The sequence below is a fragment of the Chryseobacterium cupriresistens genome (assembly GCF_046614675.1).
Taxonomy (GTDB): Bacteria; Bacteroidota; Bacteroidia; order Flavobacteriales; family Weeksellaceae; genus Chryseobacterium; species Chryseobacterium cupriresistens.
In genome coordinates, this window is the sequence record NZ_JBKKJT010000002.1 from 360,306 (window position 1) to 381,699 (window position 21,394).

The 21,394-nt window shown below is 33.1% G+C and carries 18 protein-coding genes, 1 tRNA gene and 1 pseudogene; 15 read left to right on the forward strand and 5 right to left on the reverse strand.

Annotated elements, in window-relative coordinates; translation table 11 throughout:
• Positions 1 to 5 precede the first annotated feature (5 nt).
• The 8 genes from ACLI50_RS06830 (at position 6) to ACLI50_RS06865 (ending at position 10,581) form a co-directional block, all read left to right on the forward strand.
• The gene (locus tag ACLI50_RS06830) at positions 6 to 2,354 is read left to right on the forward strand and encodes a hypothetical protein (RefSeq protein ID WP_411413437.1); all 2,349 of its coding nucleotides are present in this window, start codon (positions 6 to 8) and stop codon (positions 2,352 to 2,354) included.
• 5 nt (positions 2,355 to 2,359) lie between these two features.
• On the forward strand, positions 2,360 to 6,079 hold the full coding sequence (locus ACLI50_RS06835) for a DUF6443 domain-containing protein (protein ID WP_411413438.1): 3,720 nt from the start codon (positions 2,360 to 2,362) through the stop codon (positions 6,077 to 6,079).
• Between the two features lie 2 nt (positions 6,080 to 6,081).
• Positions 6,082 to 6,609, forward strand: a complete 528-nt coding sequence (locus tag ACLI50_RS06840) for a hypothetical protein (protein ID WP_411413439.1) — start codon at positions 6,082 to 6,084, stop codon at positions 6,607 to 6,609.
• Between the two features lie 53 nt (positions 6,610 to 6,662).
• Positions 6,663 to 7,214 carry a hypothetical protein gene (locus ACLI50_RS06845; RefSeq protein ID WP_411413440.1) on the forward strand — a complete coding sequence of 184 codons (552 nt, stop codon included), beginning with the start codon at positions 6,663 to 6,665 and terminating at the stop codon, positions 7,212 to 7,214.
• Positions 7,215 to 7,641: 427 nt separating this feature from the next.
• A complete protein-coding gene (locus tag ACLI50_RS06850; protein ID WP_411413441.1) occupies positions 7,642 to 8,301 on the forward strand; it encodes a hypothetical protein in 660 nt (219 codons plus the stop codon).
• 85 nt (positions 8,302 to 8,386) lie between these two features.
• The gene (locus ACLI50_RS06855) at positions 8,387 to 8,533 is read left to right on the forward strand and encodes a hypothetical protein (RefSeq protein WP_411413442.1); all 147 of its coding nucleotides are present in this window, start codon (positions 8,387 to 8,389) and stop codon (positions 8,531 to 8,533) included.
• A gap of 52 nt (positions 8,534 to 8,585) precedes the next feature.
• Positions 8,586 to 8,909, forward strand: a complete 324-nt coding sequence (locus ACLI50_RS06860; RefSeq protein WP_411413443.1) for an RHS repeat-associated core domain-containing protein — start codon at positions 8,586 to 8,588, stop codon at positions 8,907 to 8,909.
• 508 nt (positions 8,910 to 9,417) lie between these two features.
• Positions 9,418 to 10,581 carry a plasmid recombination protein gene (locus ACLI50_RS06865; protein WP_411413444.1) on the forward strand — a complete coding sequence of 388 codons (1,164 nt, stop codon included), beginning with the start codon at positions 9,418 to 9,420 and terminating at the stop codon, positions 10,579 to 10,581.
• A 16-nt stretch (positions 10,582 to 10,597) separates the two neighbouring features.
• Here ACLI50_RS06865 and ACLI50_RS06870 read toward each other — a convergent pair whose 3' ends face one another.
• From ACLI50_RS06870 to ACLI50_RS06880, 3 genes are all read right to left on the reverse strand, one after another.
• Positions 10,598 to 10,966, reverse strand: a complete 369-nt coding sequence (locus ACLI50_RS06870; protein ID WP_411413445.1) for a hypothetical protein — start codon at positions 10,964 to 10,966, stop codon at positions 10,598 to 10,600.
• An 82-nt stretch (positions 10,967 to 11,048) separates the two neighbouring features.
• Positions 11,049 to 12,143: a hypothetical protein gene (locus ACLI50_RS06875; protein WP_411413446.1), complete on the reverse strand. Its 1,095-nt coding sequence runs from the start codon at positions 12,141 to 12,143 to the stop codon at positions 11,049 to 11,051.
• Position 12,144: 1 nt separating this feature from the next.
• Positions 12,145 to 12,960: an RNA polymerase sigma factor gene (locus tag ACLI50_RS06880; protein WP_411413447.1), complete on the reverse strand. Its 816-nt coding sequence runs from the start codon at positions 12,958 to 12,960 to the stop codon at positions 12,145 to 12,147.
• Positions 12,961 to 13,694: 734 nt separating this feature from the next.
• Between ACLI50_RS06880 and ACLI50_RS06885 the strand changes: the two genes are divergently transcribed.
• On the forward strand, positions 13,695 to 14,039 hold the full coding sequence (locus tag ACLI50_RS06885; protein ID WP_411413448.1) for a helix-turn-helix domain-containing protein: 345 nt from the start codon (positions 13,695 to 13,697) through the stop codon (positions 14,037 to 14,039).
• A 761-nt stretch (positions 14,040 to 14,800) separates the two neighbouring features.
• Positions 14,801 to 15,739, forward strand: a pseudogene (locus tag ACLI50_RS06890) (recombinase family protein); the annotation flags it as partial.
• Positions 15,740 to 16,325: 586 nt separating this feature from the next.
• Here the strand turns inward: ACLI50_RS06890 and ACLI50_RS06895 are convergent.
• Positions 16,326 to 16,396 (reverse strand) — tRNA-Gln (locus ACLI50_RS06895).
• Between the two features lie 100 nt (positions 16,397 to 16,496).
• On the opposite strand from ACLI50_RS06895, the gene ACLI50_RS06900 reads away from it, so the two are divergent.
• The 5 genes from ACLI50_RS06900 to ACLI50_RS06920 all read left to right on the forward strand — a co-directional run bounded on the left by ACLI50_RS06900 (position 16,497) and on the right by ACLI50_RS06920 (position 20,727).
• Positions 16,497 to 17,525, forward strand: coding sequence for an AMP-binding protein (locus tag ACLI50_RS06900; RefSeq protein WP_411413449.1), 1,029 nt, complete (start codon positions 16,497 to 16,499; stop codon positions 17,523 to 17,525).
• A gap of 30 nt (positions 17,526 to 17,555) precedes the next feature.
• Complete coding sequence (arfB, locus tag ACLI50_RS06905) at positions 17,556 to 17,948, forward strand: alternative ribosome rescue aminoacyl-tRNA hydrolase ArfB (RefSeq protein WP_202841332.1); 393 nt, start codon at positions 17,556 to 17,558, stop codon at positions 17,946 to 17,948.
• A 48-nt stretch (positions 17,949 to 17,996) separates the two neighbouring features.
• A complete protein-coding gene (locus ACLI50_RS06910; protein ID WP_411413450.1) occupies positions 17,997 to 18,638 on the forward strand; it encodes a DUF2715 domain-containing protein in 642 nt (213 codons plus the stop codon).
• A 294-nt stretch (positions 18,639 to 18,932) separates the two neighbouring features.
• Positions 18,933 to 19,313 carry a GreA/GreB family elongation factor gene (locus ACLI50_RS06915; protein WP_202841330.1) on the forward strand — a complete coding sequence of 127 codons (381 nt, stop codon included), beginning with the start codon at positions 18,933 to 18,935 and terminating at the stop codon, positions 19,311 to 19,313.
• Positions 19,314 to 19,752: 439 nt separating this feature from the next.
• Positions 19,753 to 20,727, forward strand: coding sequence for a deoxyhypusine synthase family protein (locus ACLI50_RS06920; protein WP_002976594.1), 975 nt, complete (start codon positions 19,753 to 19,755; stop codon positions 20,725 to 20,727).
• Between the two features lie 461 nt (positions 20,728 to 21,188).
• On the opposite strand, the gene ACLI50_RS06925 is transcribed toward ACLI50_RS06920, so the two are convergent.
• Positions 21,189 to 21,335, reverse strand: coding sequence for a hypothetical protein (locus tag ACLI50_RS06925; protein ID WP_202841328.1), 147 nt, complete (start codon positions 21,333 to 21,335; stop codon positions 21,189 to 21,191).
• Between the last annotated feature and the right edge of the window lie 59 nt (positions 21,336 to 21,394).

Here is a 21,394-nt window from a genome sequence, read left to right on the forward strand (position 1 = left end):
GAATCATGAAAAAAACAATTATGCTACTAGGGATAATATCATGTATATTTTCTCAAAATGCAGCAGCACAACAGAGTGGCATTAATTTTGGCGAGTTACCTAGGCCTGTGCCGACGGTTTCGTCGCTTGCATCTTATAATAATGTCTCACAAACTAACGCAACAGGATTACCTGAAATATCTATACCTCTTTTGCAACTACCATCTAAAAGTCAGGACATTCAATTGAATATTTCCTTATCCTATAACCTGTTGAATATAAAAAGAGATGAACCTGCAGCTGACATTGGTACGGGATGGTCATTATTTAGTGGCGGAGTTATTTCCCGAAATATTGTTGATGAATTAGATGAAAGATACTATGATGTTACGCTTAATGGTTATGAAAAAAATCAGTTTGATGATATTTATTATTATAATATACCTGGGATTTCTGGCAAGTTTAAGTTTGTACGAGATGTGAATACTAACTCTTTTCAGTTGATTAATCTTTCAGCCAATAAAGTAAAAATAGAATATACACGTACTTCTAATACAGCAACACTTGTTTTAAACTCTTTCACTATTACTGATGCAAAAGGGAATAAGTTTTTATTTAATGATTACAGTTTGGCCAACCTAAATGGTGATCCTTATGGGGGATCTAATGAATACCGTTCTGCTTTTTTTCTGAGTAAGATTTTAGATGCCAATAATGTAGAAATAGCCACTTTTACTTATGAGAAAAGAAGTAAAAATAAAGTCTACCTTCCTGACAAAAAAATATATCAATTTTGCAAATTAAAATCTATTGTATCACCAGGGTTTGGTAAGATAGAGTATGACTATATTTTTGATGAAGCGTGGAAAATGAACGATCCTTATCAGGTACAAAAAATTGTTTTGAAGGATTGGAATGGCCATCTCATTTCTGGTTATAATTTTGACTATTCATATTTCCAATATGAAGATATACAGCTGGAGGGAGGTCCTATGGAATATATCTACAAAAGGGCATTAGAGAAAGTAAAAAAACTAGATAGAAACGGAGCTGTTTCTGAAACCACAGAGCTAACCTATAATTACGCTGAACTGGACCCTCCACTGAAACGCTTAATTACTCCAACTAAAGGTGTAATACAATATGAATTTACAGATGGCAGGGTAATGTCCATCAAGCATTATACATCACCTGCAGAGGTAATCCCAGCAAAATCTGTAAGGTATGATTATTCTAATTTTACAAATCCCAATATTTCATCAGGCAAAGCATTCTTAATAGAGATGGGCATTGACAATGCCTCATATAATCTTTATAGAAATGTGAAAGTTATTGATGATAATAACGGCTATACTAAATATTATTATAAAACACCTGATGATTTTCCTCAGACATCCTATACAGGTGGAGGAACAAATGATAAATTTTGGCCATATTACAGCACTGTGAGTGGTGGGCTTTTGGAAAAAAAAGAGATATATGATGCTCATGACAGGCTTTTGTTGACTGAGCAAAGTGATTATCTTTTTGAGAACATTCCGGGTGCTGTAGATTATCTGCTTTTTGATGATAAATATTCTAATATTAAAACCTTTTCTAAATCCATATGGCTTAAGAAACTTACAAATACCTCCACTGTTTACATTAACAATAATCCAAGTATAGAAGAACAGCTAGAAACAGAATATTCTATTTTTAATTTTCAGCCTTCAAAAACAAAAAAGACTGTTGATGGTATAATAGAAGAACAAATATTGAACTATCCGGAAACAGGATATTCTAATCTTTCCAATGCTCATATTTTGAGTATTCCGGTAACAACTGAAGAAAAAAATGATGGGAAACTTGTTTCCAAGGTAGAAACGAAATATGATAACACAAATAATACATTACCATCTTCAATATTAGCAACTAACATAAGTGATGGCACCATAAAAACTACTATGAGATTCGATCTGTATGATGACAGAGGAAATCTTATACAGTTCACGCCTTCCGTAGGTATTCCTACAGCTATTGTGTATGGATACAATAAAACGCAACCTATTGCTAAAATAGAAGGAGCAACTTATGCGCAGATATCACCCTATATTCAGCCTATTATAGACGCTTCCAACTTGGATGCTCAAAATCCGGACACTGAACTTGCATTACTTTTGGCATTTGATAATTTCAGAAAAACTCCCGAATTAAAGAATTTTCAAATTACAACGATAAGCTATGATCCTCTTATAGGCATTACAACAACTACTCCTCCAAATGGAATTAGAGAAATTTACAGATATAATGTCAACAATCAGTTGGAGAAAATTGTAGTTATTGTGGACACGAAGGAAGTTGTTCTAAAAGAATATCGATACAATTATAAAAACTAAACACAATGAAGAATATATTATTACTGCCTGGTTTGTTAGCGGCAGGCGTTAGCTATGCTCAGACTAATCTGACGTTAACAGAAAATTTCATATATGAAAAAAATTGCTTAACAGAAGATTGTTCCAAAAAAACAGAATCTGTACAATACTTTGATGGACTTGGAAGATTAAATCAAAGTATTAGTATAAAAGCAACACCAACCGGAAAAGATATTGCTATTCCTGTAGAATATGATGCTCATGGAAGACAGCTGAAAAGCTATCTGCCTATTCCACAATCAGGAACCCAGAATGGAGGAATTTATCCTTCACCAGTTTCCAATGCTCCCTCTCAGTATGGAAATGAAAAAATATATGCTGAAAAAATCTTGGAACCATCTCCTTTAGGAAGAATTCTGGAACAAAAACAAGTTGGTAACGATTGGACAGGCCACCCTTTACAATTCTCCTATGCAGCTAATAAATCTGCGGATGAAGTGAAGAAATATACAATTGTTACAACATGGAAGGAAGGAAGAACAAACAGTGAATTAAGCATTTCAGGAGTTTATTTAGATAATACATTGTATAAATCTACGGTTACTGATGAAGATGGTAATGTAACAATCTTATTCAAAAACAAAAAAGGTCAAACCATATTAACAAGGAAAAAAGACGGAACTCAAAATGTAGATACTTATCAGGTGTATAATGAGTATGGCCATTTGGTATACATTATTCCTCCTTTAGCATCCACCTCTGCACTGAGTTCATCAGTGTTAGATAACCTCTGTTATCAATACCGATATGATGGATGGAACCGATTGGTCGAAAAGAAAATTCCCGGAAAAGATTGGGAATATATGGTATATGACAAGCAGAATAGGCTGGTGCTAGCACAGGATGCAAATTTAAGAACCGTCAATAATAATTTTGCTGATAAAGGTTGGATATTTACCAAGTATGATCAGTTTGGTAGAGTGGTCTATACTGGATTTTTTTCTGATACAGCAACACGACCGGCAATGCAAACCATGATAGATAATATCTCTACCAATGTGGCGAATAACGAAGAAAGAAGTACAATACCTTTTACCCAAAACGGAATGGATGTTTATTATACTAAAAATGCTTTTCCAACGGGAAATATGAAGATTTTGAGCGTTAATTACTATGATACCTACCCTCCATATAGTTTTAATCCGGCTTTCCCTTCAACAATTATGGGAAAGGCTCTACTTTCCGATAATTCAACTGCCAATCCAACAAGTACCAAAAACCTTCCAGTCATGAACCTGATTAAAAATATTGAAGATGAAAACTGGACAAAAAACTATGTCTATTACGACACCAAAGGAAGGACAATTGGTACTCATTCCATTAATCATTTCGGAGGGTATACTAAAACAGAATCTGACTTAGATTTTGCTGGTGTTCTACAAAAAAGTACTGCATATCATGTGAGAAGACCTGGTGAATTGGGAGTAACGATTAAACAGCGTTATATTTACGATTCTGGAAACAGACTTTTGCGCCATTACCATCAGGTAGATGATAAACCGGAAGAATTATTATTGGAAAATACTTATAATGAACTTTCTCAATTAACTAATAAAAAAGTCGGAAATAATCTTCAAAGTATTGATTATAATTACAATATCCGTGGTTGGCTCACTGAAGTCAATAAAAACCAAATGACATTAGCTGATCTGGGAGGCAAACTGTTTACTTATCGAATAAAATACAATATAAAAGAAGGGATTAATAATCCTGATCCAACACAATTTGCCGGGAAAAATGTAACTCCAAAGTATAACGGTGATATTGCAGAAGTAGATTGGAGGGCTGTAGAGAATTTAGGTGTATATCCATCACTAACTCCCAAAAGATATGGCTATGCTTATGATTCATTAAGCAGGCTTACAGCAGGTTACTACCAGAATCCAAATAATCCGTATAGTAAAGAAAATACAGAGTCATTATCCTATGATCTGAACGGAAATATCAATCAATTGTCCAGGACCGCCGTAACGGAAAGTGGAAGCAATACAGCAACAGTAATCGATAACCTGAATTATACCTATATCGGAAATCAGGTAAAGAGTATTTCCGATACATCCAATAACCCTACAGGTTATGAAGGAGGAGGGAACACCATTGCTTATGACCAGAATGGTAATATGCTTACCATGCCGGATAAAGGAATTAGTTCTATCAAATACAACCATCTGAATCTACCCAATTATTTGAATGTTAATAAATATGGAAATGAAGATGTTACTATAGTTACTAAGTACAGGGCAGATGGAGCAAAGCTTAGAAAGGAAAATACAACAACCATTGCAGGGTATAATGGTTTTATAACGACAAAAAAAACAACGGATTATCTGGACGGGTTTCAATACTTAAGAAATGAGGCTATTAATCCAGGAGGAGGGCTGGAAGAATTATCCCTTTCGGCAAGGGCAATGCAGCCGCAAGCCTTTTCAATTGATGCGAGGGGAATTTTCAACACTTCTAAAACTCCAGAATTACAATTTTTTGCAACCGCAGAAGGGTTTTATGATTATCAGAAAGATCAGTATATTTACCAATACAAAGATCATATTGGGAATGTAAGGGTTTCTTATGGAAGAAATAGTGCAGGTGTTCTTGAAATTGTAGATAGCAATGACTTTTATCCTTTCGGGATGAATCATCTGAAAACCGGAAATGCTTTTTTTGGCTATGGTAGTTATAAAAATAATAAATATAACGGTAAAGAATTGCAGGAAACAGGAATGTATAGTTACGGCTGGCGAGAATATATGCCAGATATTGGTAAATGGAATGGAATAGATCAGCTGGCAGAAAGCTATCATTCTACAAGTCCTTATGCTTACGTTGCCAATGATCCTATATCGAATTTTGACGTAGATGGTAGATGGTTTAATGATGATGGAAGTATAGACACTTCAGGATATACACCAGGAATTAAAGTGGGTAAAGCTTACATGTCACAGTTTGTAGGGATAGACCCGAATGATGGTTCGGGTAGTGGAGGTGGAGATGGTGTAACATTAGGAGCTTTAATGGATGCACTACAGGGGGTGGGCGATCCTTTACCTACCACGTTAAACTTTGTGTTTCAGTTTGGTGAATGGGATTATGTATATACGGAGAAGAAAGGAATGTTGAAAGGATCAAAAGGTGCAGAGTTTTCTTCGGAATCTAGATTAGAAAATAATCCGTATAATAATAAATATTTTAATACCGATGATTTTAAAAAAATCAATAATATGATTTCTTCTCTTAATATTGCTATTACAGTTATAAAACTGAAAAATGGGGAGTATAGTATCAGTACAAGCAAAAATCCTAGTGCTTATGACAGTAGTGCTTATGATGCTAAATCAGAAGGAACTGCAAACATACAATATATAAGTAATGGTAAGGGAGTTTTAAATATTCAGTTTCAAATTAGTAATAAAGAACAAGCTATAGAAAAGAAAGTATGGGAATTAGATACAAAAGTAAATGTAAAAAACTCGCATACAGCATATATGACAGTTTCTTATCCCTTTAAAGTTACAGAGAATAAAGGAAAAACATCTTTACAATTTGGACGTCCAACTAATTATCAGTCATATAATCTTAATACTTTAATGATTGCAGAAGGAATCCGATATATACCACTTCTTAAATATGAGTTTTTAGGACCTCCTATCCAGACCAGAGATTATAATTATCAAATAAAAAATAAATAATAATGAAAAAGAATATAATAATATTATTATGTTTAATAATTGTATATCAAATAGGAATATACATATACCATCAACATCAATATAAGAAGTTTGAAGAGTTTTTGATGGGAGCCAGAGTTTATGGTACCAAGAAAATTATTTTAGATCAAACATTTGACGATACAAATAAGAAAAATAATGTAAAAGATTATACATACACTTTTTTTCTGGAAAATAAGAATAATAAGGATATTTCAAAGAGTTTCCATGTAACAACTTCAATTAAGAATGGTAAAATTGTTGGAGGAGGAGGTGGAAGTGATCTAGATAATTTTACGAAATATTTTGGAGTAAAAAATAAAATATATCTAAGTCAGATACCAAATAAAACATCCTCGTATTATTTGGCAATAGAATATGAAAAAAAAAAACAAATACGATATTATCTTGAAATAACAGAAAAGTTAGAAAATAACATTTATACTATATATTTTAAAAGCTATGCGCCAAAGATGATTTTAAATGCTAAAAATCAATATATAAAAGACTAATTATTATGCAAGAGTAGAAATGTTCTACTCTTGTGTTAATAGCACAATTAATAATGAAAAAGACAATACTGTATGTATTATTGTTATCCGGAATAATATTTATGCTTGGTGTATATGTTTATAAACAATATCAATATAAGAAATTTGAAGATTTTTTTATGAACTCAGTAGTGCGTGGAAGTACAAAAATGACTATTGACACTACATTTGAAAAAAGCAACAGAAAACTAGGATTAAATACAAAAACTTATAAGTATTCTTTTTTTTTAGAAAATGGTAAAGAATTCTCCCGGGAATTTTTTCTAACCACATCATTTGATAATGATTTTAAAATTGTTGGCAGTGGGGGAACCGGAGGTGATTTCTTTAATATTCCAATTTTTAACATAGAAAATAAAATCTATTTAGACTTTGTTTCCGAAAAGAAAACGCCGAATAAAAAAACAAATTATAATTTTGTTGTTGTTGAATATGAAGGAAAACGTCGGATTCAATACTATATTGAAATAACAGAAAAGTTGGAAAATAAAAAGTATACTATTTATTTTAAAAGCTATCCGCCAAAGAAGCTTCTAAATTCCAAAAACCAATACACAAAGGATTAATCTATTTTGCAATAAGCTGTCTCAAAAGTGGGACAGCTTTTTTTTTTGCATTGGACAAGGAAAGCCTCGTAATGTAATCTTCCCTTTACCGTTGCCAGTGTCTCGCTCATATCTATGTAAAATAACAACACTTTACAAAATAGCAAAGTGTTGTTTACTGTAATAGCTGCTAGCATGATTTTTTGAAGTATAGAAAATAAGTGTAATTTTAAAAATTGTTATTGTTTGGTACGAGCAAGATGCTCGCACCAGCTTGGGGTTTTTGTGAACAAAGATTACCCAAGTTCATGGCCCATTGGAGGGAAAATAAGATTTCAATATTTTACGGGTTATAATCAAACTTCCCAGAGCAACTATATAGATGGATGGATTAGATATAGGGATGGATCAGCTGTTCAACAAAATTTTAATATAATAATGACAAAATATGGAGTTAAAACAATTAAATAAAATACTAATATTATTAGGTTTAGTTTTTAACATAAATGGCTTTTCTCAACTGAAAATGGCTGACATAGAGAATAAAAAAGTCTCGGTTAATTTAACAACAGAAAAGACAAATATCATAAAGATATTTGAGGATAGGGATTATAAAATATTTTATATTTTAGATAAGAAACGATTTGACTTTGATAAAAAATTAACAAATGTTGATTTAGTAAATCTTGTATTTTTTTCTAAAAAATATAACAAAGGAATACTTACTCTTTTTAAACAAAGTGTTCAACATAAAAAAAAGTCTGTTTATAATATTGATTTGCATACAGGTTCAGCTGATAATTATATGTTTATTCCTTCAATGATTATTGTAGATAAAGACTTTAATTATGAGTATTTAATGAAATATAGTTATATACATTTACCCAATGATATAAATGCATATACATCAAGTATTTCAATACAGGATAATGAAAATCGTTGTAATAAGGTGCGTATTGTTCTAAAAGGTAATGCTATTCATGAAAACATAGATGATCTTTTGAGTAATATTTCTAAAGTACCCAAAAATGTTTCTACAGGAAAATGTGATCCAATAGTTTATGAAATGGATTTAAAAGACTTTTTTCCTGAAAAGATAGTTCAGTAAACGTATAAGATAAGAGTAGGAATTTTACCTACTCTTACTTTTTCTAAATATTGCTAAAATAAGGAGTGGTCACTTAGGAAATTTATTGGTAAGTTTTACAAAAAACAGCGAAGGCGCTCCTCAGATTACAGATACCAACAATTACTATCCTTTTGGATTGAGCCATATAGGACAGGATAAAGGCCTTTTAGGCGGTTATCTGAATTATAAGTTCGGCGGTAAAGAGCTTTAGGAAACCGGTATGTTTGATTTTGGAGCCAGATTCTATATGCCGGAGTTGGAAGATGGGTGTGGTAGATCCACTGGCGGAAACTTCCAGACGTTGGAGTACTTACACCTATGCCTACAATAACCCAATTAGATTTGTTGACCCAGATGGAATGCAGGCAGAAGATAAGATTAAGATCTTTAACAATGGTAACATAGAAAGAATGAAAGACAATAATGCATATGATACTATCACAAACGAAGATGAGTCTAAGTCTATCCAGATTGCTCGAACAAATGTTTCAGTCAGCTCTGCTCACAATCAAATTGATAATAAGTATCGATATAATGCATATAATGCAGTCGTAAAGGAATTAAATAAAGAGGAAAAAAAGGAATAAGATGAAAGATAAAAAGAAAGTGATTATTATTGTAACAATAAATTTTATATATTTTTTATTGATATTGACTTGTTCTAATTATGATTTTGGAATTTTTAGGAGTATAAATAGTATGATTTTACTCTTAGTAATTGGTGTTTTATTATCATTGTTTACTTCAACATTCATTAAAAAAATAAGAAAACCTGTTAATTGGATATTTTTTATAATTAATATGCTTATCATTTTGATATACCTATATGAAATATATTTTTATAGAGCTATAGATAATTCGTGAATAAATTTCACTATAATTAATAAAATGAACCACTGTCTTTTTACAGTGGTTTTTAGTTAGAAACTTTATTGGGTATTTTATCTCAATGCTCTGTTTGGTATCAAGTTCATTTTTAACTAATAAATACGTATCCAACCAGTGCTGATTATTTTATTAAGTCAATAAGTGCAAATCGGTGCCAAATAAGTCTTATTATCTAGAGTTGATGGTTATGTGGATTATTTTCTTTCCATGAAAACTTCTATTAATTTCAAAGCAGTTAAAACAGATTCCGAAGCCCACAATTTCAGAAAAAAAACTTTTGATTATATCAAAAAGGATTTTACGGAAAAAAATGAATATTGGGTAGAAAATAAGATTTCAGATAGGGTAAGATCAATAGAGGCATACTGTAAGGAAAAATCCGGAAGGAAATTACAGAAAAATGCAATGCCTATTCGTGAAGCTGTAGTTGTTATTAAGGAAAATACAACAATGCAGGATCTACATAGGCTCTCTAAAAGGCTTGAAGTGGAGTTAGGAATGAGAATCTTTCAAATTGCCATTCATAAAGATGAAGGTCATTATGATAAGGATTCCAAAGAATGGAAACCTAATTATCATGCTCATTTAGTGGCAGACTGGCAAGATTTGGAAACAGGAAAAACATTGAAGCATCAATCTTTCCATTATTCAAAAATGCAGGATATTACTGCTGAATGTCTGGAAATGGAGAGAGGTGTTTCAGGTTCTAAAGGAAGACTGGAAGCCATTGAATTTAAAATCCAGAAAAAGGAAAATGAGCTTGTGCTACTAAATAATAAGATTGCTCAAATAAAGGAAGAACTCAAATCTAAAAAGTTTGCAGATCTAATTGTCAAAGAAAATGACTTTTTAGGTTTTAGCAGGATCAAAACAGATAAGACGATCGAAAACTATGAAAGAGTTTTTAAATCATATAATACAGAACTGCTTAAAAATAAAGAAATTCTTCAATCCAAAACTAAAATCATTACTGAGCTTCAGCAAAAGAATACAGATTTGACCAAAGAAGTTTCACTATTAAAAAACAAGCTTTCTGGCATACTGTCTACTATTACAGTATATACCAATGAAAAGAATGCTTATTTTAATTCTGTTAAGGATACGATTATAAAAGCAATCCAATTTGAAAAGTTCAAACAGCCGAAATTATTTGATACCAGCAAAGAGAAACTCATAACAATAGTTGATCGTATTTGTAAAAAAGTTTCTGAAGAAAACAATATTCCTTTTTCATCACTGGAAGAGGTATTTAAAAATCCTGACAGCAGCTTAGAAATCTTTTCCTTACTGAACATTGGTGATCATAGAATACAATATAATACTGAAGATATTCCGGTTCAGCAAAGAAGAAAGAAAATAAAGAGGTTGTAAGTAGGACTGCAAAAATTCATAAAAGAAAACGAAGGTATTGTTCCAGATTTTTAAAAAGCAAGTTCAGGTCCAAATGATATGACAAAAAATCTCCACCTTGCAGGTTGTATTTTTCATCATAAACTTGCTTTTTAAAATCTTCGATAATGAATTTTTGGCTTTCTTTTTTTCTTTTTTCTTTTGAAAAATTGTAAACAGTTGTTTTGAAGAGATCTTCATTAAACCCTTCCTTTTGTTCAAATAAATGAAATTGTTTCTGATTAAAATTATCACCTAAGTCAAAAGCTGAAATTTCCTGCTTTGTTTCCAACATTTCTCTAAAGCGTTTATGCTTTTTCCCTGATGTATTTCTATTCCATATTATACATATAAAAAAAGAGCCCACGCCGTTGTATATACTATCAAGTATTTAGTGAGTGTACTTTGACCTCACCCTACGGGTGTACAAGCACCCTCATATTTTTTAGCTATCCAATGATTAATTCGATGCCAGCTTTTTCTGCTTTGTATTTTATTTTGGTCTGCAACTGATAATAACTCCAGTTGCGAAGCACAAATTCATTATCTTTTGCAATACCGATTTTATCTTCCTGATTTTTAAGGATAAGTGTGCCCGCCTGCTGCTGGATACAGAAATCGATAAGTTTCCGGCTGTACACGTGAAGCCGATAACTTACATATCGGTTTTCCAAATTTTCTGTTTTATAAATTGCTTTTTGTTTGCGTTTGGCCCCTTTTCCAGAGCGGGCATAGGCAATGCCGGCCTGAATCCTTTTTTGACCTGCCTGAATGGCAAGCCTGCGATATAAAAATTCTTCTTTTGAACCAATATTGATTCGTACATTATTAGCTTTTACTACTATAGGATGTTCCAGAGACAAGGAAGCCTCAGCGATGATTTCAGGCTGTAAAAGGTGCTTTTCTTTTTCAAATTCAAATACAGCAAGCCAATAGATTTTCCCTGCTTTAAGCTGGATCTGTGATGTACAAAGCTTTATTTCTCCCTTTAAAAGCTGTTCCATTATAAGGCGCTTATCAGTGAAGTCTTTGCCTAAATACGTTTTAACCGGAATCGCAAACATATTGAAGCAAAACGCTTTCTTTTCAGGATCATATTTCATTTTACTGATACATTTAACTGGAAGAGGAATGGGAATATCTCTTTTAAAATTTCTCAAAGACTTTACTCCCTGCCAGTAATCGGCTTTGTTTTTGGAAAAAGTAGATTGAATCGTATTGTTCAGACTACCGAGGATATCGGTTGGGATCTCTCCTTTAAAACGGTCAAAAACCATGCGTGCAGTTGTGCTTGTTTTTGAACGTGTAAATATTCCCATTTCATCTTTGTTTGCATCTGCAAGTTTGTATTGGATTTCTTCGGTGAAGTAAAAGAAATCCTTAATCATTTCCTGAACATACAGATGGGAAACAATAAAATTAGCTGCTCGGAAACATCGGTTTTGATACCGATAGAGCTTTTCCCACATCTCTTTTTTATCAATAAGAGGAACATCGATCAGCAGCTGAATTTTTCGGGTAAGTGTAATCGTTGATTTATCCATTTCAATGAGCGTTTAATGATCTATTGTTCTTCTGTAAATACTGATAAGCATACAGAAATTCCAGGTGGACCTGCTTTTCAGAAAGTTTAAGTTCCTGAGCAATAATCTTGAAAGAAGATTTTTGCTCAAACCTTCTTTTTAATATCTCGAGCTGCCGGTCACTGAGGTTATCTGAAAGTTCTTTATTATTTGAAGATTTTTTCTGTGGCAGCTCAAAAGAACTTCCTTTAATAATTTTCCGAAGGTCATCTATGGCTCTAATCACTTCATTATTTATGGCTGTCACACTGCTTCCCATTGCTTCTGCGATTGCTTTATACTGAAAGCCATATTCAAGACAAAGTTCAATCAAGTGTCTTCTTTTGGGACTTATTACGTTTAAAAACCTGTTAACTTCATCAAAATTCTTTTGATCGGATTGCTGACGGAGAAGTTGCTCTTTATCCTGTAAGGGATCGTAACCAATGAGATAATCCTGATAATTCTCAAAACTTTCAAGGGAAGTGGTTAAACGAGCGAATTTATTTTTCGGAGTATTGAAATAGGTTATACAGTCCCTTTTCAAAACAAACCGTAAAAAGCCCAGGATATGATTCGGACTTTCAATGGAATCACGGTGTAGCCAAAGTTTGAGAAAGGTATCCTGAACAAGTGTTTCCACTACAAATTCATCCTCAAGCATTTGTTTTCCAAGCCACAGAAGAAGTCTTTTGTAGCGTAAATAAATATGATTTAAAGCGATCGGATTGCCTTTTTTCAGCAGTTCATATAGCTGATAATCGGTTGGCATGCGGGGCAAAGAGTTTGTTCTTTTCATAACAGTATATTACAGCTAAATTATTGCTGGACGGATTTTAATATGATTGTTCTTAAAAGGGAAAGACAGGAGTATTTTCTCTTTACTTAAGGGCAAACTTTGATTAATTTGAATGCTTGAATGTTTTTGATTGTGAAAACAGACCTATACCCCTATCTTTACCTTCACAGTATCAAAATTTGGTAGTTCTGGAACAAAATACTACTTTTAAGGTGCAACTTTAAAAGTGATTCTGCTTTAGGAATCAGGCATTTTGTAAATCCATGTCGAAACATACCTTTCTTTTATGTTAGGTATAGAGCTGCTGATCTTTTAATGAAAATGGTAGATTAACCTGCTGGCGGTTCCTTAATTGGAATGTTGGATAATTTCGTTCTCATATTAACTATTTTTAGATGTTGGTATAGAACGATATTTTCTGTATGAAGAATTTCCCTGCAAAAAGCAAGGAGCGGTCACACGTTTTGGGCTCATGGGCGACCAAACCCAACTTTTTAAACCCTAAGATTTATAAAGTTCCAACCACAAATAACGTGAGAACCGCCCTCATGCCATATGCAAAGTTAGGGAACTTTTAGACATGGAGCGATATCACGGTTATCTCAGTTGGAAATTGGTCGTTTTGAGCTGAGAAAACATCGTCAATTAATGCCAATTGGCATAATTATCAATCGCTAAAGCAAAGATAAGAATAATATTTAAATATCCAACATGTTGGATTAAAAAAATAATAAATGGAAAAAATTATTCAATTTGAAACAACTCAATTTGATTTGGATTTAATAGAACATATTAAAAATTTGAGAAAATTAAAAAATATCACCAAAGAAAAATTAAGTTTATTAATGGGAGTTTCAAAAACATTTGTAGGAAATGTTGAATCATATACTCAACGTCATAAATATTCTACCAGACATATTACTTTACTTGCAAAAGCTTTCGATTTTGATAATGTTTCTCAATTGTTGGATTTCCCAACGCCTAAGTATGATAAAATAAAAGTTACCATTAAGCAAACTCTGAATGTAGGTGGTACTAAGGTGATTCATAATGAAGTCATTAAAATAGAAGCAGTATAATATTTATTTCTCACAAATTGCAAAATTTATGTTTTCTTAGGGATTTCTAAAGACATTTCTGATTTTAAAGCATAAGAATAGAAAAATTACTCTTGAATAATTTTTAACTTATAAATGAATAAAATACCGATGAAAATCGGTATTTTTATTTTTTTTAATGTAAGAGTATCTCGGATTTAAAAGAAATAAGCTGTTTTATATGATTCTATAAGGAAAAATATTAGTACATTTATAATCAGCTATTTAAGTCGTCTCAGTTAGTAATTTAGGGAAATTCAAACATTCCGATATCTTTTCTAGAAAAGGGATAATATGCATACTTCATTTGTAGAGAATAAACCGCTGCATATGGATAATAATCCCATTGAAATGTGCATAAGATGAGAAGAGTGAGTTATCAGTCTCCTTTTGATTATTAATAAAGACCACCTTATAATACTTTAAAAAAATACCAGCTTTGAAATAAAGCCAGTAAAAGCCATAAACAATCCTTCACAGCCGAAAAAAATTATTATTCAATTTAGCTAATAATTTTATTTGAAATTTGTACAGAGTGCTGGAGGATAAGAAAATAAAAAAAATACCCATTGAGGAAGTGATAGAATTCTTTCAAAACGAAGGCATTGAAATATCTGAGGAAGAGGCAGAATTGATCATGGAATTTCTGTACACTCTTACCTTGGCTGTTATTAGGCAGTACTTCGGTTCTGAATAATGTATTTCTAAAGCTATCCTATAATATTTTACTAACCTTGAAAATTATGAAGATAGCAGATTTATACATCCGTGTTTCTACTGATGAACAGGCCGACAAAGGATATTCACAAAGAGATCAGGAAGATCGTTTAAAAAGATATTGTTCATCTAACAATATCTCTATCGGACAAATTATCTACGAAGACCATTCCGCAAAATCATTTAACCGTCCTGAATGGATAAAACTTTTAACTACACTTAAAAAGAGAAGTTGTAAAACAAACCTTATCCTATTTACTAAATGGGACCGCTTCAGCCGTAATGCAGGAGATGCCTATCAAATGATAAGTACACTTTCAAAATTGGGCATAGAACCACAGGCTGTTGACCAGCCTTTAGATCTTTCAATACCTGAAAATAAAATGATGCTCGCAATTTATTTGGCAGCGCCTGAAGTTGAAAATGACAGAAGAGCCCTTAATGTGTTTTATGGAATGCGCAGGGCCAAAAAAGAAGGAAGGGTTATGGGAAAAGCACCATTTGGCTATGTCAACAAAAGCAGGGAAAATGGTGAAAAGTATATTGTACCGCAAGAACCTGAAGCATCAGCCATGAAGTGGGCTTTTAATGAAATTGCAAAAGGAGTATTGGCATCTAATCAAATCAGAAAAAAGGTCAATGAATTAACAATTAAAAAGGTGAGTAGAACATCTTTTCATATAGCAATAAGAAATCCCATATACTATGGGAAAGTATTTTTAGAAAAACACAAAGATGAAGAAGCACATTTTGTAGATGGTCAACATGAAGCTTTAATCAGTGGAGATCTATTCAACAGAGTGCAAGAAGTACTGGACGGTAAAAGAAGGCTACAGCGCCCCAATACTAAAATTCTTTCCGGTGAAAATTTTCCATTACGAGGTTTTCTGGTATGTCCTAAATGTGGAAAAAATATTACTGCAAGCGCTTCAAAAGGCAGAAATAACAGATACTACTATTATCATTGTAATGCCGCCTGTGGATTTCGTCATAGAGCGGAATTGGTCAATTCAGTTTTTGAAGAAGGATTAAAGCAATTGGAAATGAATGAGCCAGTAAAAAAACTTATAAAAAAAGTATTTCTAGATAATTATCAGAAGTTTATAAAGGCACCTCAAGATGAAAGAAAGAAAATATCTCAAGAGATAGACAAATTGAATTCAAAGATATCTGTGGCAAGGAATAAACTGCTTTCTGAAGTAATTGATGATGAAGAATATCTTGAAATAAAGACAGAATTTAAAGAGCAAATCGAAAAGCTGGAAAGGCAATTAGGTGACAAACCGAAAGAAAATAAAGTAGATATACCAAAGCTCCTGGAAAAAGCATTAGAAACACTTACTAGTATCTGGAAAGTCTATACAGAAGGTGATATTGCAGTCAAGCGCCAAATTATTGGTTCGATTTTTCCTGAAAAACTTGAATTTGACGGAAATCATTATCGAACCGCAAGAATCAACACTTTTGCTCACTATATCTTTCAGATTAATAGTGGATTATCACCAAATAAAAACAGGAGAAACAATAATTATAATCATTTCTCCTGCTATGTAGACTCACAGGGATTCGAACCCCAGATGACTGAACCAAAATCAGTAGTGTTACCGCTACACCATGAGTCTCTGTTTGTTTTAGTGGTGCAAATTTACAGCTTTTTTCTTTATATACAAGAACTTTTTGAATTTTTTTTTAAATTTACTGTAGAATTTATTCACGGAAAACATGCTGATAGACTTCAATAATCTCAATATTAATCAATTATCATTCTATACAGAATTTGAAAAGAAAGTAAAAGATTTTCTGGAAGAATGGTTTTCAAAAAAAACAGGAGTAAATGTCCAGACTTCGGGTTCTACCGGAGTACCCAAAATCTTTGAAATTGAAAAAAAGAAAATGGTCAATTCAGCAGTGATGACCTGTAATTTTTTAGGATTAAAAGAAGGCGATACGGCATTACTTTGCCTGCCTGTAGAATACATTTCCGGAAAAATGATGGTTGTCCGTTCTATAGAAAGAAAATTACAATTAAAAGTTACTGATCCTTCTTTAAAGCCTCTTGAAAATCTGAATGAAGAAGTAGATTTTTGTGCCATGACGCCTCTTCAGGTAGAAAACTCACTGGAAAAGCTTCATCTGATTAAAAACCTGATCATTGGTGGTGCTGCCGTTTCAGAAAGTCTGAAAAATAAAATCCGGCATATGAACCTTAGTCCTTCAAACCGTATTTTTGAAACCTATGGAATGTCTGAGACCCTTTCTCATATCGGATTGAAACAATTAATGCCGGAACAGGAAGAGTATTTTACCGTTTTTGAAAATGTGTCCATTTCTTTAGATGACAGAGGTTGTCTGAAGATCTTTGCTCCCAATGTAAATGCTTCAGAGTTGCAAACTAATGATTTAGTTGAGATTAAGAGTAAAAAACAGTTTAAATTCCTTGGAAGAATTGATAATGTGATTAATTCCGGAGGAGCAAAAATTTTTCCTGAAGCCCTGGAAGCCCTGGTAAAAAAAGAACTCCCAAATGAGGCCATATTTGCAGGGTTGCCGGATGAAAGTTTGGGCCAGAAATTGATATTGATTATAGAAGGAAATGAATCTGATGAGGTAAAAAGGAAAGTTTCAGAAATACCATTTGAAAAAAAATTCCACAGGCCGAAAGACATTATTTTCATCAGAGAAATTCCGAGAACTCCCAACGGGAAGGTAAACAGATTGGAATTGTATAAAAATTTAACTGGAGATCTCTAGTTGATTCCGGTATCTCAAAATCTTAAAAAAATGAAAGATTTTTCAAAAGAACTCAGTTTCAAAACTTCCCGCAGCAGCGGTGCAGGAGGACAAAACGTCAATAAAGTGGAGACTGCCGTTACCGTACTTTGGAAAGTAGATGCATCAGAATTTTTTAATGAAGACGAAAAAGTATTGATTCAGCTTAAACTGAAAAACAGGATCAATGCGGACGGTTTTTTATTCCTCTCAGTTTCTGAAAGCAGAACACAACTGATGAATAAAAATAAAGCCATTGAAAAAATAATTGAAATGGTAAACAAAGCACTCATTGTTCCGAAAAAAAGAACAGCAACCAAGCCTTCAAAAGGTCAGAAACAAACAAGACTGGATAATAAGAAAAAGCTTTCAGATAAAAAAGAAAGCAGACGTTTCAGGTTTTAATAGGTTTCTCCGGTAGAAAATTTTATTTTTGTCGGAAATTTTAAAACCATGATAAAAAAAATAATCGTAGCTGGAGTGTTCTCAATCTCCATCATGTCTTTCGCTCAGAAATTTTCTATCAGACCTTCCATAGGATATGCATGGAGAACTGCAAAGACAATTCCCGGCCTTAGCAAAGAAGAAAAAGAATATGTAAAAGACCTGAAAAATGGACTGAACATTGATATTACAGCCCATTATGAAGTGAAAAACGGTCTTGGATTCGGAGTGAAATATTCCAACTACAGTGCATCTAGCGACGGATTTCTGCTTGGTTATGTAAATGGAATGCCAGTATCTGTTCCTGTAACGACAAAGGATCATATTACATTTTTCGGTTTCTCCGGACTTATTTCAAATAATCATCTGGATACAAGACATAAGGTATTTGCAGATGTGGCGTTGGGAGTACTATCTTATACTACAAAAACAGGATCTGTAAAAGGTACAGGAAGTACTTTCGGGGCAGAGGTTGATCTTGGATATCAATATCAGGTAAGCAAGAATTTTATGATAGGGCCAAAAGTAGGATTAAGTGGCGGAACCCTGAATAAAATGAAGTATAACGGGGTGACTTATAAATTTGATGATGATCAAAAAGAAGGTTTGCACAGAGTTTCTTTAAGTGCAGCCGCTACATTCCGTTTTTAAGCCGTATATTTGTTAGAATTAATAATAATTGATAATGACAGCAACAATTTTTTTATCTGCAGAACACCGCCGGTCAGGATTGCTGCTGTCTTTACTTTATCTTCATACAGATTCTTTTCTGAAAAGTTCCAAGGACTTCATTATCTAAGCCCTGTCAGGATCCAAGGCAGGGACTCATTTAGAACTTTATGTATTGTTTTTTGCAGTTTTCTATAGAAGAAGGCTGTTGTACGCCTGGCTTCTACATTGGATCGTCAGAGAACAACTGTATTTTAAATTAAAAAATTGAAGAAAATGTCTAATCATATTATTGTAACCACCGGAATTTATGATGCCATAAAAGATACACTGAGAAGAAAAAAAGTAAGCATCGAAGAAGAAAAAAGATTGACCGAAGAGCTCAGAAAAGCAAAACAGGTCCTGAGAAGAGATCTTCCTGCTGATATTGTCACAGTTGATAGAAAAGTAACATTAAAAGACCATACCCTTGGTTTTGAACATGAATACATTTTCGTACCCTCCACAAAACAAAAGCTTAAAAAGAACAAACACTCCATTCTGTCTGATATTGCTCTTGCAGTAGTAGGGTATAAGGTAGGAGATGTTATCAGCTGGCCTTTCAGAGACGGAGAAAGAAAAATCGAAATTCTGAAAGTGGAAACCTGGGAAGGATAAATCTTTGATGAATAATATTAAGTTGATTGTTAATGAAAGCGTGGCTCATTTGGGTCGCGCTTTTTTATAAATTTTTATTGTTGGAAAACGCAAAGTCGCAAATTTTTTGACATGGCTCCTACTTTAAGGGCGCAAGGATTTTATCTTCGATAAAATTTTATACTGTACAATTTATTTTTTATCACATGCTGATTTTTCGGATAATATAAAATAAAAATCTGTGCAATTTGTGCAAAAATGATGCTTTCCCTTGCTGAAAATCTTCGATTTTCTTGGGCCTTAAAATATTCACAAAGTTTTAAAACCCTTTGCCCTTGCATTTTCCAACCTATACCTTCCCAATTTAACAAATGATAAAAAAAGACTCCTCTGTTATACTTTCTTCAAGTGCTTTCGCTGCATTCCGTTTTTAAGTTTTATCTTTGCAAAAATTAAAAAAATGAGCAAACCGATAACTGAATTCATAGAAAAGTATTACCTGCACTTCAACGCAGCTGCATTGGTGGATGCTTCTAAAGGATATGTTGCACATCTTAAAGATGGCGGAAAAATGATGATTACTTTGGCAGGAGCAATGTCTACTGCTGAATTAGGGAAGATTCTTGCTGAAATGATCCGTCAGGGAAAAGTAGATTTTATCTCTTGTACAGGGGCTAACCTTGAAGAAGATTTAATGAACCTTGTAGCACACTCTCACTATGAAAGAGTTCCTCATTATAGAGATTTAACGGCTCAGGATGAGTGGGATCTTTTGGAAAGAGGTCTGAACAGAGTTACAGATACTTGTATCCCTGAAGAAGAAGCTTTCAGAAGATTACAAAAACATATCGTAGAGATCTGGAAAGACGCTGAAGCTAAGGGAGAAAGATATTTCCCTCACGAATTCATGTACAAAATGATCCTTTCAGGAGTATTGGAGCAGTATTATGAAATTCCTAGAGAAAACTCATGGATGATTGCTGCTGCAGAAGCTAATTTACCAATCGTAGTTCCGGGATGGGAAGATTCTACAATGGGTAACATCTTCGCTTCTTACTGCATCAAAGGAGAGCTTAAGCCTACGACAATGAAATCTGGGATCGAATATATGACTTACCTTGCTGACTGGTATACTAAAAACTCAGGAGGAAAAGGAGTTGGATTCTTCCAGATTGGTGGAGGTATTGCAGGTGATTTCCCAATTTGTGTAGTTCCGATGTTGTATCAGGATATGGAAATGCATGACATTCCTTTCTGGTCTTATTTCTGCCAGATTTCTGACTCTACTACCTCTTACGGTTCATATTCTGGAGCAGTTCCAAATGAGAAGATCACTTGGGGTAAATTGGATATCACTACACCGAAATTTATCGTTGAAAGTGATGCGACTATCTGTGCGCCATTGATGTTCTCTTATATCTTGGAAAACGCTTAAGAAAAACATCTCACTGGAGATTATAATATCAGCGCTTCAATTGATTTGAAGCGCTTTTTGTTTTAGGATGTAAAAATAGAATTGTTTTGAAAACTAAAAATAATTTGAACCATTAAGATTATTTAAGTTTTAAAGGGCATTAAGAGAAATAGCTAAAGCTATTTTATTTATCCGCATGCTTTACTTTTCATCAAAGATGAAACTAATTATTCTTCCCATCTTCATTTTTCTTAATGGCTAAAAAATAGTATAAAGTATTCCCACAGATTACACGAATTGAACAGATTTTTACGATCTGCAAAATCTGCGGGAGATAAAACTATGTCGTATGAAATTTTATCGGAGATAAAATCCTCGCGCCTTACAACACATAGTATTAAAATAATTTTGCGCCTTTGCGTTTTCCCAAAAATATACATAAACATTTGTGAAAATCTGCGCGATCTGCAGGAAAATAAAAATCAATCCAAAGAATTCACCAGCACAAAATAACGATACGCCAGAATTCCCTTTTCTATCTTAGTAAGATGATTAGGATCTTTCTTACTCAACTTCGGAAGTATTTTTTTATTAATGGCATTCAACAGCCTGAAAAATGATTTTTTCATATCTTTATCTTTTAATGAAACATCATTGAGATGAAAAGAGTTCAAAAATGATGCAAAAA